At 35.2% G+C, this 12,430-nt stretch carries 13 protein-coding genes; 11 read left to right on the forward strand and 2 right to left on the reverse strand.

What is annotated here, in order from left to right; all coding sequences use genetic code 11:
• The first annotated feature begins 3 nt into the window (after nucleotides 1-3).
• From nuoH to nuoN, 7 genes are read left to right on the forward strand one after another with little or no spacing between them, the layout of a single operon-like run.
• Nucleotides 4-990, forward strand: coding sequence for an NADH-quinone oxidoreductase subunit NuoH (nuoH, locus tag CVO_RS01190; RefSeq protein WP_152299987.1), 987 nt, complete (start codon nucleotides 4-6; stop codon nucleotides 988-990).
• Nucleotides 991-999: 9 nt separating this feature from the next.
• Nucleotides 1,000-1,626 (forward strand): NADH-quinone oxidoreductase subunit NuoI, encoded by a 627-nt coding sequence (gene nuoI / locus CVO_RS01195; protein ID WP_159569540.1) that lies wholly within the window; start codon nucleotides 1,000-1,002, stop codon nucleotides 1,624-1,626.
• An 11-nt stretch (nucleotides 1,627-1,637) separates the two neighbouring features.
• Entirely contained in the window at nucleotides 1,638-2,216 is a 579-nt protein-coding gene (locus tag CVO_RS01200; RefSeq protein WP_152299985.1) for an NADH-quinone oxidoreductase subunit J, read from the forward strand.
• A complete protein-coding gene (gene nuoK / locus CVO_RS01205; RefSeq protein WP_011373432.1) occupies nucleotides 2,213-2,521 on the forward strand; it encodes an NADH-quinone oxidoreductase subunit NuoK in 309 nt (102 codons plus the stop codon). Before CVO_RS01200 ends, nuoK begins: the two co-directional genes overlap by 4 nt.
• Nucleotides 2,522-2,524: 3 nt before the next feature.
• Nucleotides 2,525-4,447 (forward strand): NADH-quinone oxidoreductase subunit L, encoded by a 1,923-nt coding sequence (gene nuoL / locus CVO_RS01210; RefSeq protein WP_159569542.1) that lies wholly within the window; start codon nucleotides 2,525-2,527, stop codon nucleotides 4,445-4,447.
• Nucleotides 4,448-4,450: 3 nt separating this feature from the next.
• Complete coding sequence (locus CVO_RS01215) at nucleotides 4,451-5,998, forward strand: NADH-quinone oxidoreductase subunit M (protein WP_152299983.1); 1,548 nt, start codon at nucleotides 4,451-4,453, stop codon at nucleotides 5,996-5,998.
• Nucleotides 5,998-7,506 (forward strand): NADH-quinone oxidoreductase subunit NuoN, encoded by a 1,509-nt coding sequence (gene nuoN / locus CVO_RS01220; protein ID WP_159569544.1) that lies wholly within the window; start codon nucleotides 5,998-6,000, stop codon nucleotides 7,504-7,506. The genes CVO_RS01215 and nuoN overlap by 1 nt, the downstream gene beginning before the upstream one ends.
• 149 nt (nucleotides 7,507-7,655) lie before the next feature.
• Here the strand turns inward: nuoN and CVO_RS01225 are convergent, their stop codons facing one another.
• Entirely contained in the window at nucleotides 7,656-7,922 is a 267-nt protein-coding gene (locus tag CVO_RS01225; protein WP_152299981.1) for a helix-turn-helix domain-containing protein, read from the reverse strand.
• 130 nt (nucleotides 7,923-8,052) lie between these two features.
• On the opposite strand from CVO_RS01225, the gene CVO_RS01230 reads away from it, so the two are divergent.
• Nucleotides 8,053-8,985 (forward strand): diguanylate cyclase, encoded by a 933-nt coding sequence (locus CVO_RS01230; RefSeq protein WP_159569546.1) that lies wholly within the window; start codon nucleotides 8,053-8,055, stop codon nucleotides 8,983-8,985.
• On the opposite strand, the gene miaA is transcribed toward CVO_RS01230, so the two are convergent.
• A complete protein-coding gene (gene miaA / locus CVO_RS01235) occupies nucleotides 8,982-9,872 on the reverse strand; it encodes a tRNA (adenosine(37)-N6)-dimethylallyltransferase MiaA (RefSeq protein WP_159569548.1) in 891 nt (296 codons plus the stop codon). The genes CVO_RS01230 and miaA overlap by 4 nt on opposite strands.
• A gap of 124 nt (nucleotides 9,873-9,996) precedes the next feature.
• On the opposite strand from miaA, the gene CVO_RS01240 reads away from it, so the two are divergent.
• Genes CVO_RS01240 through CVO_RS01250 form a run of 3 tightly spaced genes read left to right on the forward strand, consistent with a single transcriptional unit; the run spans nucleotide 9,997 to nucleotide 12,405 of the window.
• On the forward strand, nucleotides 9,997-10,461 hold the full coding sequence (locus CVO_RS01240; protein WP_152299978.1) for a Spy/CpxP family protein refolding chaperone: 465 nt from the start codon (nucleotides 9,997-9,999) through the stop codon (nucleotides 10,459-10,461).
• Between the two features lie 34 nt (nucleotides 10,462-10,495).
• A complete protein-coding gene (locus CVO_RS01245) occupies nucleotides 10,496-11,176 on the forward strand; it encodes a response regulator transcription factor (protein WP_159569550.1) in 681 nt (226 codons plus the stop codon).
• Nucleotides 11,173-12,405, forward strand: a complete 1,233-nt coding sequence (locus CVO_RS01250) for an ArsS family sensor histidine kinase (RefSeq protein ID WP_159569552.1) — start codon at nucleotides 11,173-11,175, stop codon at nucleotides 12,403-12,405. Before CVO_RS01245 ends, CVO_RS01250 begins: the two co-directional genes overlap by 4 nt.
• Nucleotides 12,406-12,430: the final 25 nt, after the last annotated feature.

The raw sequence follows: 12,430 nt of genomic DNA on the forward strand, positions 1-12,430 counted from the left end.
TATATGGAAACAGCATATTTTATTGAATCGATTATTAAAATCGTTGTAATTTTACTTGTATTTTCTGCTTTAGCGGGGATTGGAACCTATTTTGAAAGAAAGGTTCTTGCATTTATGCAGCGTCGTCTTGGACCTGTGAATGTTGGTCCTTTTGGACTTTTACAAGTTGCGGCAGATGGGATTAAACTCTTTACAAAAGAGGATATTGTTCCTACAAATGTAGTTGGCAGAATATTTAAAATTGCACCTGTAATTACGGCAGCAACTGCGTTTATGGCAGCAGCAGCAATTCCGTTTTTACCATCTTTTACTATTTTTGGATATGAAGTTCATCCGATAGTAGCTGATATCAATATCGGTATTTTATATATTCTTGGGATTATGGGAGTTGGTCTATATGGTCCTCTTCTTGGGGGTATGGCTTCTGCGAATAAGTTTTCGCTTATATCCGCTGCAAGGGGTGCTGCTATATTTATCTCTTACGAGGTTATTACCGGCTTATCGATTTTAGCTCCTATTATGATGGTCGGTTCTTTATCGTTGATTGATTTCAATGAGTATCAAGCAGGAGGTATTACAGATTGGATTGTATGGTCTCAACCCGTTGCTTTTATACTCTTTTGGATAGCTGCTTTTGCTGAGACGGGAAGAACGCCGTTTCACTTAATAGCAAACGACCATGAGATTATTGATGGATTTGGAACGGAGTACTCAGGTATGAGATGGGGACTTTTCTTTATCGGTGAGTATGCAAATATGTTCTTTATCTCTTTTGTTATGGCTCTTATCTTCTTGGGCGGATATGGAGACGGAAGCTTTTTAGGCGCAATAGGTTTACTTCTTAAAGTTGCATTCTTCTTCTTCTTTTTCTTGTGGACAAGAGCAGCTTGGCCAGATATAAGACCGGATCAGCTTATGTGGCTGTGCTGGAAAGTTTTAATGCCGATAGCAGTGATTAATATTGTAATCACTGGTATAGTTATGATGTAAGGGGTGGGTATGAATAACGAACATTTTAATGAACAGTTTAACGATAGAAATGTTACAGGTGACTACTATCTAGTAGATATTGAGGATTATCCGACTGATAGTTGGGGCAAATTTAAAAGAGTAGTAAAAAGAACTTTAAGAGGTGAGTTGTTTGTCGGTCTTGGCGTTGTATTGCGTGAAATGATTAAATTTAATACTCACACTGTAAAGTATCCTTTAGAAAAGATGCCTATTGGTCCACGGTATCGTGCCGTGCATCAGATGAAGAGACTTTGGGAATCAGATACTGAGAGATGTATAGGATGTGGTCTTTGTGAAAAGATTTGTATCTCTAATTGCATCAGAATCGACACAAAACTTGATGAAAATTCCCGTAAAGAGGTGACTGAATACAGCATTAATCTAGGCCGTTGTATTTTTTGCGGTTACTGTGCAGAAGTTTGCCCGGAGCTTGCGATTACACATGGCGGCGAGTATGAAAATGCAAGTGATCAAAGAGAGCATTTTACAATGTATCAAGATATGTTGACGCCGCTTGATCAAATGAAAGCCGGAAAACAGGTTGAATTTGAAGGCTTTGGCTCAATTACACCACATGAAGATGAGCGTGTTAAAAAAACACCTCTAGCATATTAAGGAGTTTGGTTATGTTTGAAGCGATAGCTTTTTATTTGTTTGCTTTTTTGACAATAGCAATGTTTTATATAGCAGTAACGACATCACAAGCGTTGTATGCTCTTAGCGCATTAGCAGCAGGAATGATTTTCATATCAGCATTTTTCTTTATTCTCGGTGCTGAGTTTTTAGGCGCGGTTCAAATCGTCGTTTATTCCGGTGCTGTAATGGCTCTTTACGCTTTTGGTATGATGTTTTTTGATACAACAAGAGAGGTAAAAGAGAAACAGGGGAATAAAGCGATTATTTTTGGATTAAGTATTATAAGTGCTGTTTTAGTTGTTATTATTGTTGCTGCTCCTATTGTCGGTAATAATATAGAGGCACTATATCCTGTAACAGAAGGTGCAGGAAATGTTCAAGAAGTCGGTATGGTGCTTTTTACAAAGTATCTTGTTCCATTTGAAGTTGCAGCTGTAATGCTTCTTGTTGCTATGGTTGCAGGAATAGTACTTGCAGGAAAGAAAATGGATCTATCTCTTACTCTTATGAATGAACAAGAAATTTTAATGATGAGAGAAGAAGATAAAAATAAAAAGGTGATCTCATGATGGAAATTGGATTAAATCACTATCTTGTGCTCTCAACCATCCTTTTTGCTATAGGTTTGGTGGGTGTTATGAGAAGAAAAAATTTATTAATGCTCTTTTTTGCAACAGAGATACTATTAAATTCGGTTAATATCTCTTTTGCAGCCATTTCACACTATTACGGTGATTTAACAGGGCAGATGTTTGCATTTTTTGTTATAGCGATTGCTGCATCGGAAGTTGCCGTAGGACTTGGTCTTTTGATTGTTTGGCATAAAAAACATAACAATATAGATCTTGACAACATGTCAACGATGAGAGGATAAAAGATGGAACTGTTTTTATATACTGCACTTTTTTCACCTTTAGTTGGTTCTTTGTTTGCAGCACTTTTTGGTGCATCGCCAAAAACAAAAATAGCGGGCATTGTTCCAAGTATTTTGCTGGGCGTTTCGCTTTTAAGTAGTCTTATCCTTCTCTTTTTCGTACTTGGTACGGGATTGACTCTTCATGTAGAGATGATGACATGGATGGCGACAGGGGATCTTTATATACCATTTGGTTTTGTTGTAGATCAGGTAAGTGTTACTATGATGATAGTTGTAACTTTAGTTTCAACTGTTGTTCATGTTTATGCTATCGGTTATATGGATCACGATAAAGGGTTTAATAGATTTTTCTCTTATCTCTCAGCTTTTGTTTTTTCTATGTTGATTTTAGTAATGAGTGATAACTTTGCAGGTCTATTTATCGGATGGGAAGGCGTTGGTCTTTGTTCATGGTTGTTAATCGGTTTTTGGTATCAAAAAGAGAGTGCTTCATGGGCAGCTAATGAAGCTTTTATTATGAACCGTATTGCAGACCTTGGAATGCTTATCGGTATCTTTTTGATTTACTGGAATACTGGCACACTTCAGTATGAAGGTGCTTTTGCAACAATGCAAGGGTTGGAAACAGAAATATTGACATGGATGGGTATATTCTTATTTATTGGTGCTATGGGTAAATCGGCTCAGTTCCCGCTTCATACTTGGCTTGCTGATGCGATGGAGGGACCAACTCCGGTTTCTGCTCTTATCCACGCGGCAACAATGGTTACAGCAGGTGTATACTTGGTTATTCGTGCAAATCCGCTTTATGATTTGATTCCAAATGTTGGATTGTTTATCGCATCTTTAGGGGCATTTGTTGCGCTTTTTGCCGCATCAATGGCTCTTGTAAACCGTGATATGAAAAGAATTATCGCTTACTCAACACTTTCACAACTCGGCTACATGTTTGCAGCTGCAGGTTTGGGAGCTTACTGGGTCGCACTTTTTCATCTTATGGCTCACGCATTTTTTAAAGCACTTTTATTCTTGGGTGCAGGAAATGTTATGCATGCGATGCATGATGAACTTGACCCTTTTAAAATGGGGGGACTTGGCAAGGTAATGAAAGGTACATTTGTTATGATGACAATTGCTTCAGTTGCACTTGCGGGAATTTTTCCATTTGCAGGATTTTTCTCTAAAGATCTTATCTTAGAGGTTGCATTTGTTGATCATCACTATATTATCTATACTGTATTGCTGTTTACGGCAGGTTTAACGGCATTTTACTCATTTAGACTTGTTGCGCTTATCTTTCACGGCGAAGAGAGATACAAACTCTTTGGCATCCATCCGCATGAAGCATATAAATTTATGCTTGTTGCTATGAGTCCACTTTTACTTTTAGCAATGATAGCAGGTGCTTTTAAAATGACTTATTTTGAGATGGTTACACAGCTTTTACCTGCGACAGAGTACCATGTTCACTCAGCAGCGACATATTGGATTATGACAATAGGAACTCAACTTTTAGTTATTGTGGCGATTCTTTATGCATATAATAAATATACAAACAGAGATATCAAAGTGCCTGATGGAACATCTAGAATGGAGAATAGTTTTATCTATAAACTGCTTATAAATCAGTACTATATTCCATACTTTTATGAAAACTATATAATTAAAGCATATAGAGAACTTTCAGATGTATTTTGGACAAAAGTTGATCAAAAAATTGTTGATGCAAGTGTTGATGGAATTGCAAATGTATTTTATCAAACAGGTGAGAAAACAAGAGTTATGCAAAGTGGTAATCTATCAACGATGCTTAAGTGGATGGTAGCAGGAACTGTTGCCCTGTTGTCACTAGCTGTAGTTTTTGGACTTGCGGCTAAATATTCTGAAGAGATCAAAGTATTTCTTTCAGGTTTAGGAGTTTAATAGATGTTGGATCATATCTTATCGATTTTAATTTTCTTCCCGGCACTAGCAGCCATGTTTGGATTTGCAGTTAACAAAGAGAGTATGCGTGCATATGGTACTGCAGTTGCTACAATTGAATTTGCATTGGCTTTATTGCTTTGGTTTGCATTTGACTCAAACATATCGGGAATGCAGTTTATGGAGCATATTGCTCTTGTTCCGACATTTGGTATCAACTATATCGTTGGTGTTGATGGAATTTCACTCTTTATTATAATTTTAGCGGCATTTTTTACAATGATCGGGATTGCTTCGCTTACTGATACTAAAGATGTAAAAAATATGATTATTACCCTTTTGTTCTTGCAAATGACAATGGTTGGTGTATTTGCAGCTTTAGATGCAATTGTGTTTTATCTTTTTTGGGAACTTTCTCTTGTACCTATGCTTTATATTATCGGAGCATGGGGCGGGCCGCTTAGAATTTACGCATCAGTAAAATTCTTTTTGTACACATTTACAGGTTCACTTGTTATGCTTGTGGGTATGCTCTTTATGGCGTACTTTTACTATCAGGCGACAGGTCAGTGGAGTTTTGCGATTCTTGATTGGTATCGTCTGATTCTTCCTGAATCATTTCAAATCTGGTTATTTGTGGCATTCTTTTTTGGTTTTGCTATCAAGGTTCCTATGTTTCCATTTCATACTTGGCTGCCTTATGCGCACGGTCAAGCACCGACTATCGGTTCTGTGATACTAGCGGCAATACTTTTAAAAATGGGTACATATGCATTTATCCGCTTTTCTCTTCCATTATTTCCGGATGCTTCGGTTTACTTTATGTTCCCAATAGCTGTTTTAGCAATTATTATGATTGTTTATACTGCTATGGTGGCGTATGCGCAAAAAGATATTAAACAGGTTGTTGCTTACTCTTCTGTTTCACATATGGGTGTTATTATTTTAGGAACATTTGCTCTTAATGTTGAGGGTATTTCAGGTTCAATCTTTTTAATGATAGCTCACGGTGTTGTTTCAGGTGCACTATTCTTCTTGGTTGGTGTTATTTATGATAGAAGACATACAAAACTTATGAGTGAATTTGGCGGATTGGCAAATGTTATGCCTAGATATGCGACAATATTCGGTCTTATGCTGATGGCTTCTGTCGGACTTCCTTTAACTATAAACTTTGTAGGTGAATTTTTAAGTCTTCTTGGTTTTTACAAACAGTCTCATATTTTAACTCTTCTTGCAGGAACAGCTATTATTGTCGGTGCTATCTATATGTTGGCAGCGTATAAAAAGATGTTTTTTGGTGAAGTTACAAAAGATGAAAATAAAAATTTACCAGATATAAACAAAAGAGAACTTATTGCTTTGATTCCTTTGGCAATTATAACTGTTTGGCTGGGAGTTTATCCTAAGCCGGTTTTAGGGCCAATCAATACAAGTGTAGAGTCTGTTGTTGAATTAATGCATGAAAAAGCGTTAACGCAAGAGGCAAAAAATAGAATTCCTAATATTGTTAAAGATACAAAAATCAGTTCAGAAGAGGAGGCACACTAATGTTATCACCTATAGATGTTTCAATTGAGTCGTTAAACTTAACGACTCTCGTGCCAATGTTAATTCCAATTATTGGAGCTTTATTAGTTTTAGTTATTGATCTGTTTAAAAGTGATCAACATAAGTCTCTGTATGTTATGATAAGTCTTCTTATTTTAGGGGTGGACTTTGTAGCGTTAATCGATTCTGCGGGTATTTTTGAAGAAAACGGAACGGTTATGGGTGTTTTTGATGTAATGCTTATAGACGGTTTGGCTATCTTATCTCAATTTATAATTGTCGGTGCATCTATACTTTTTATTCCGCTTGCACTTACACATAAAAGATTCCATGAATTCTCATACCCTGAATTTTTTGCACTTTTCTTATTTATGATTGCAGGCTTTCAGTTTATGGTTGCAACGGACAATCTTATCCTTATCTTTGTAGGGCTTGAGACCGCTTCGCTGGCGCTATATACGCTTATTGCTATGCATAACCGTGACAAGTCGTTTGAAGCTGCTGTAAAATACTTTACAATGGGTGCATTGGCTGCAGGTTTTTACAGCTTCGGCTCCATGATATTTTATGCGCTTACTGGTTCGGTTGAGATTAACCAAATCGCGGCTGTACTTACAGCCAATAACTATGCAGACATAGGTTTTGTGCTTGTCGGTGTTGTATTTTTTCTAGCTTCATTTGGTTTTAAACTCTCTATGGTTCCATTTCATACTTGGACACCGGATGTTTATGAGGGTTCATCGGCGGCATTAGCAGGTTATATGTCTATTATTCCAAAAATTGCCGCATTTGTAGTTGCAATGAGAATTTTCGAGTTCTTAATTCATAGCGGTGTTATCTGGTTGGAAATGATTTTGTATATCGGTGTAATTGTTACTATGACTATGGCAAATGTTTGGGCTTTAGTACAAACAGATGTAAAAAGAATGCTGGCATACAGCTCAATCTCGCATGCAGGTTTTGTAATGGCTGCAATTTTGATAGGTACAACACAGTCAAACAGCGCACTCTTTTTATACTGGATACTTTTTAGTTTTACCAATCTAGGGTCATTCTCTATGCTTTGGATAAGCAGACAGAAAAATCTTCCTGCACATCAGCAATCAGATCATAGTTATGATAAATTTGCAGGAATGATAAAAACTTCTCCTGTTGCAGCTTCAATTATGGCTCTGTTTATGTTAAGTTTGGCAGGTATTCCTCCGTTTGCTCTTTTTTGGGGTAAAATGTACCTGATAAGTTCTGCAGTTACTGGCGGATATACTGTTTTAGCTCTTATTATGGCTTTAAACTCCGCAATAGCTGGATATTACTATCTGAAACTTATAGTTTATATGTTTATGAAAGAGCCTGTAGTCGGAAGCAACGGCCATGTTTATAGCGCAAATGCTACACTTCCTCTAAAAACAATTATCGGCATTGCTGCAATAGGAACAATTTTTGCTTTTTTAGCAATTAATCAATTGTTAGACTTTATTACAGTTTTTGTATATAATAGCGGATACTAAATATATCCGTATTTTTATTTTAATATATATTTGCCCTTGAGAATCTTTTCTCTTCAAGGTGCAAATCAAAATCTTCTAACAATACGAAGTTAATAACATGAAAATCATAAGTTTTAATTGTTTATAAAGGAGAAGAGATAGCTAAAGTATCATGTAGTTGTATGCACTCCTTTAAAAAATTCTAAAATATCAACATTTAGTGCAACCGCTATTTTATATATATGCTCCAAATTAAAATGATGATTGTCTTTTGCATTTTCGCATTTACTATAAAATGAAGTTGATTTTAAACCCATTTCTAGTACCAAATCTAACTGAGGTTTATTTTTTTCCTGCCTTATTCTTTGAACATTATTAGATATAGTTTGGTAAAATTTATTTAAATCTTCTTCACTTACTACAGATAAACTTTTCATTTAATATCACTTTTAAAATTATTTATTTTCATTTTAAGTTTAGCAATATATAATGATATATAACAATACTGTATAAGGCATTACTATATATAGCAAATATATAAATTCCTATTTGATTAAAGGTGAAAGGATGAAGCAAGTCAAAATAAATGAAATATTAGTTCGAAATACTTTAATGTTAGAGGCTATTGGTGAGGGTGTATATGGGGTTGATAAAAACGGGGTATGTTTTTTTATCAATCAAAGTGCTTTAGAGATGCTAGAGTTCAATAAAGAAGAAATTTTATATAAACAACAACATGATATTTTTCACTATAGCAAATTTGACAAAAGTAGATATTTAGAAGGTGAGTGTCCCATTTATAGTACTCTTAAAGATGGGAAAAAAAGAGTTTCTCAAGAGTGTTTTATAACAAAGAGCGGTAAGTTGTTTCCAGTTAGCCTTAATGTGGCGCCATTTAATGACAATGGTGTTGTAGTTGTCTTTAAGGATATTACGAAAGAGGTAGAGATTTTAGATAAATTGAATAAAAGAAATAGAGAACTTGACAAGCGAGCAATAACTGACGGACTTACAGGGCTTTATAATAGAAGATACTTTGATGAAAATTATGAAAAGGAGTTTAGCAGAGCTGTAAGAGGTCATCTTGATTTTGCTATCGGGATTTGCGATATAGACTATTTTAAAGCATATAACGACACTTACGGGCACCAAAGGGGGGATGAAGTTATTCGTGCCGTTGCAGATATTTTGAAACAGAATTTTAGTAGGCAGATAGATATAGTAGCTAGATATGGAGGAGAAGAATTTGTCTTTGTTTTAAGTTTAATATCCAAAAATGACATGCTAAGATTGACGCAAAAGGTAAAAGAAAATATTGAATGTTTGCGTTTAGTACATGAAAAATCTGAAATATCGAAGTATGTAACAGTGAGTTTTGGTTTGGTTTGCGTAAGCGTAGGTGGAATATACTCTTCTGAAGAGCTTCTAAAAATGGCTGATAAGGCACTCTATGAAAGTAAAAATATGGGAAGAAACAGAATAACGCTTAAAGAAGTTTAAATCTTAGATAAGATAATCTCTTCTAGCTTTTCAAGCGGCGCGTTTGTGACATTTTCAAACTGGGTGCGGTTGAATGTCTGCTGTCTTTTTGCAAGCTGGGCTGTATGCATTGAGATGTTTTGGAGCATCTCATCTTTCGTTACTTTGCCATCAAGATACTCTAAAACTTCGACTATGCCTATGGAGCCCATGGAGTGCGGAAGTCTTGTGTATTTTTGCTCTAAGCGGCACACTTCATCGATAAGCCCGCTCTCATACATCTTCTTGGTGCGTTTTGTGATTCTCTCTCGCAGAATATCTCTTGAAACATCAATATTGTAAATAGGGAGATTCTCTATTATCGGTTTTGGAGGATTTTGTCTGAACCATTCGCTTGGAGTGAGTTTTGAAGCCTCGTAAATAAGGAGTGCTTTTTCAATTCTGTATCTGTCGTTTGATGCTATCTTACTCATGTACTCTTTGTCGATTTTATATAAAAAATCATAACAATCTTCAAGATTATTTAGCCTTTGTTCTACATGTAGAACTGTTTTTTTTGTTGTTTTAGGAATCTCTGAGAGACCGCTCATAAGAGACTTTAGGTAAAAAGATGTTCCGCCGACTATGATGAGATTTTTTGCATCACTTTTACATGCTTCAAGCACCTCTTTGTAGAGATTGATGAAAATTTCCACGCTGAAATATTCATCGGGGTTAAGAAGATTTATGCCAAAGTGTTTTACCTCTTGAAGCTCTTTGGGTGATGGTTTTGCCGAAACGATGTCAATCTCTTTATAGATGCTGAGCGAATCTATGGAGAGGATACAGGCGTTGATTTTTTTTGCGATTTTTATCGCCAAATCACTTTTTCCCGATGCTGTCGGTCCGATAATGGCTAGTTGAGTCATTCTTTTTTTGCCTTGTTTTAAAATAAAATTATAGCCTATCGTTAATAAATCGTTAATATGAAATTAAAATACCGTTAATAACACTACCCTATACTTTTACTACAAAAAACAAAAGGAGTTCACAATGAACAAAAAAATTATAATGAGTTTAGGTTTGGCAGTGTTGCTGACATCTTCTTTGGCAGCCGCTCAGATGAATTATGATAAAAGCAAAGGCAGTTACGCAAAATCACAACAATCCAACATGAAACAAAATAGCCATAAAAATCCTCTTATAGCGCAGATAATGTCTCTTGATTTAAGTGATGAACAAAGAGATAAGATAAGAGCGATAATGATAGAAAATATGCAAAGCATGCCGAAAATCTCAAATGCTTTTAGTGACACAAATTTTGACAAAGAACTTTTTATTAAACTCTCAAAAGAGAAACAAGAGGGAAAAATTGAGAGAAAAGCTCAAATGATTGCTAGCGTGTATGCGGTTTTAACACCTGCTCAAAAAGCTGAGTTAAGAAAAATGATTGATCAGAAAATGGCGATGAGAATGGAATCATCTATGGGCGGTAAATCTAAAAATTCATGTAAATAGTGTAAAATTACCCACTACTACATGGATATGGATTATGATAAAAATTGCAATGATTGAAGATGATGCTGAGTTGGCGAATGTCCTAACTCAGTATCTCGCAAAATATAATATAGAAATTACAAACTACGAAGACCCTTTTTTGGCTTTGAGCGCTATAGCGTTGAATCCGTATGATTTGATTATTTTAGACTTGACTCTTCCTGGCATGGACGGGCTTGAAGTATGTAAAAAACTGCTTTTAAAACATAATATTCCCATCATCATATCAAGCGCAAGAAGCGATATAACCGACAAAGTAATAGCCCTAGAGCTTGGAGCAGACGACTATCTTCCAAAGCCTTACGATCCAAGGGAGCTTGAAGTAAGAATAAAAACGATTTTGCGCAGATGTTCAAAAGAGCTCGAACTCTTAAAGCCTGAAGCAAAAAAAGAGGTGTTTGTTTTGGATGAGAAAAAACAGGAGATCTCCAAAGATGCAAAATTTATAAAGTTTACTCCCGCGGAGTATGAGATAATGTCTTTGATGTGCAAACGAAAAGGTTTTGTCGTTTCAAGGTACGATATTTTGCAAAACTGCTCTTTTGTAAATACCAATGGAGAGAGTGGCACTTTGGCGGTAATCATCAACAGAATCAGAGCTAAAATAGAACAAGACCCTAAAAATCCAAAATATCTTCTTACTATAAGAGGCTCCGGCTATAAGTTGGCAGAATGAAAAAATACTCTATTTTTTTTACAATCAATATCATCTTTTTAATCTCTTTGCTTCTTATAAGTGTGAGTTTTGCACTGCTTTATGGTGTCAATAAGCAAAAAGAAAAACATTTTAACTATAAAAGAGATATAGAAATTACAAAGATTTTTATGCATCAGTATAGAGAAAGCAGTGTTTCAGACGAACTCTTAGAGTACATGAAAAATTTGGGTTTTTCGGTTATTTTGGATGCCGGTGAGATAGAAAATATACTCACTTCAAAAAAGTTGAAAAGCAGGGAGTTTAAATCAAACAGAGCGTTTAAAATCAGATACTTAGAACTGGGAGAGAACCGCTATATCTTTGTGCAAACACCAAGAGAAAAAATTATATTGACAAGCCATAGCATCTCATCGGATGGTAAAAATATTATTTTAATTGCTTATGCGGTAATTTTTTTAATATTTATTTTGTTGTATCTCTCTATTATAAATAAGCTAAAACCTTTAAAAATTTTACAAGAGAGTGTGAAAAAATTTGGCAATGAAAATTTTGATTTAGAGTGCATGACATCAAACAAGGATGAGATATCTCAGCTTGCCAACGAGTTTCATAAAGCAGCGCAAAAATTAAAAAAACTACAAGAGTCAAGGAATGTTTTTATCAGAAATATAATGCATGAACTAAAAACACCTATAACAAAAGGAAATTTTTTAACCCGCCTTCCTCAAACAGAAGAGAATGTTGAGAGCATGCAAAAAGTTTTTTACAGATTAGAGTCTTTGATAAAAGAGTTTGCGTCCATAGAAGAGCTGATATCAACAAAAAAAGAGTTAGAAAAAAAGAGCTATTTTTTAGAAGATATCATTGACAACGCCATGGATATTTTAATGTGTGAAGAAGATAGTGTAGCAAAAGAGTTTGAGAACATTAAGATAGATGTTGATTTTACTCTCTTCTCTATAGCCGTTAAAAACCTGCTTGACAACGGGATAAAGTACTCAAAAGATAAAAAGGTTGTCGTTAAAGCAGATAAGAACATGTTAGTATTTGAGAGCATAGGGCAAAAGCTCTCTTATGAGCTGCAAAACTATTTTGAACCGTTTTTCAAAGGAGATAATTCAACATCAGCTCAGAGTTTCGGGCTTGGACTCTATATTGTAAAACATGTACTTGATGCACATTCATTGCATTTAAAATATGAATATAAAAACGGTGTAAATAAATTTATAATAGAATTAGACTTTTAGTTAAATTGTTATTGCGAAAGTTTAA

The sequence above is a fragment of the Sulfurimonas sp. CVO genome (assembly GCF_009883775.1).
Lineage (GTDB): Bacteria > Campylobacterota > Campylobacteria > Campylobacterales > Sulfurimonadaceae > Sulfurimonas > Sulfurimonas xiamenensis.

What these genes read in the sequence shown, in the direction of transcription:
- nuoH (WP_152299987.1), top strand. Translation starts at nt 4, where the DNA reads ATGGAAACAGCATATTTTATTGAATCGATTATTAAAATCGTTGTAATT.
- nuoI (WP_159569540.1), top strand. Translation starts at nt 1,000, where the DNA reads ATGAATAACGAACATTTTAATGAACAGTTTAACGATAGAAATGTTACA.
- CVO_RS01200 (WP_152299985.1), top strand. Translation starts at nt 1,638, where the DNA reads ATGTTTGAAGCGATAGCTTTTTATTTGTTTGCTTTTTTGACAATAGCA.
- nuoK (WP_011373432.1), top strand. Translation starts at nt 2,213, where the DNA reads ATGATGGAAATTGGATTAAATCACTATCTTGTGCTCTCAACCATCCTT.
- nuoL (WP_159569542.1), top strand. Translation starts at nt 2,525, where the DNA reads ATGGAACTGTTTTTATATACTGCACTTTTTTCACCTTTAGTTGGTTCT.
- CVO_RS01215 (WP_152299983.1), top strand. Translation starts at nt 4,451, where the DNA reads ATGTTGGATCATATCTTATCGATTTTAATTTTCTTCCCGGCACTAGCA.
- nuoN (WP_159569544.1), top strand. Translation starts at nt 5,998, where the DNA reads ATGTTATCACCTATAGATGTTTCAATTGAGTCGTTAAACTTAACGACT.
- CVO_RS01225 (WP_152299981.1), bottom strand. Translation starts at nt 7,922, where the DNA reads ATGAAAAGTTTATCTGTAGTAAGTGAAGAAGATTTAAATAAATTTTAC.
- CVO_RS01230 (WP_159569546.1), top strand. Translation starts at nt 8,053, where the DNA reads ATGAAGCAAGTCAAAATAAATGAAATATTAGTTCGAAATACTTTAATG.
- miaA (WP_159569548.1), bottom strand. Translation starts at nt 9,872, where the DNA reads ATGACTCAACTAGCCATTATCGGACCGACAGCATCGGGAAAAAGTGAT.
- CVO_RS01240 (WP_152299978.1), top strand. Translation starts at nt 9,997, where the DNA reads ATGAACAAAAAAATTATAATGAGTTTAGGTTTGGCAGTGTTGCTGACA.
- CVO_RS01245 (WP_159569550.1), top strand. Translation starts at nt 10,496, where the DNA reads ATGATAAAAATTGCAATGATTGAAGATGATGCTGAGTTGGCGAATGTC.
- CVO_RS01250 (WP_159569552.1), top strand. Translation starts at nt 11,173, where the DNA reads ATGAAAAAATACTCTATTTTTTTTACAATCAATATCATCTTTTTAATC.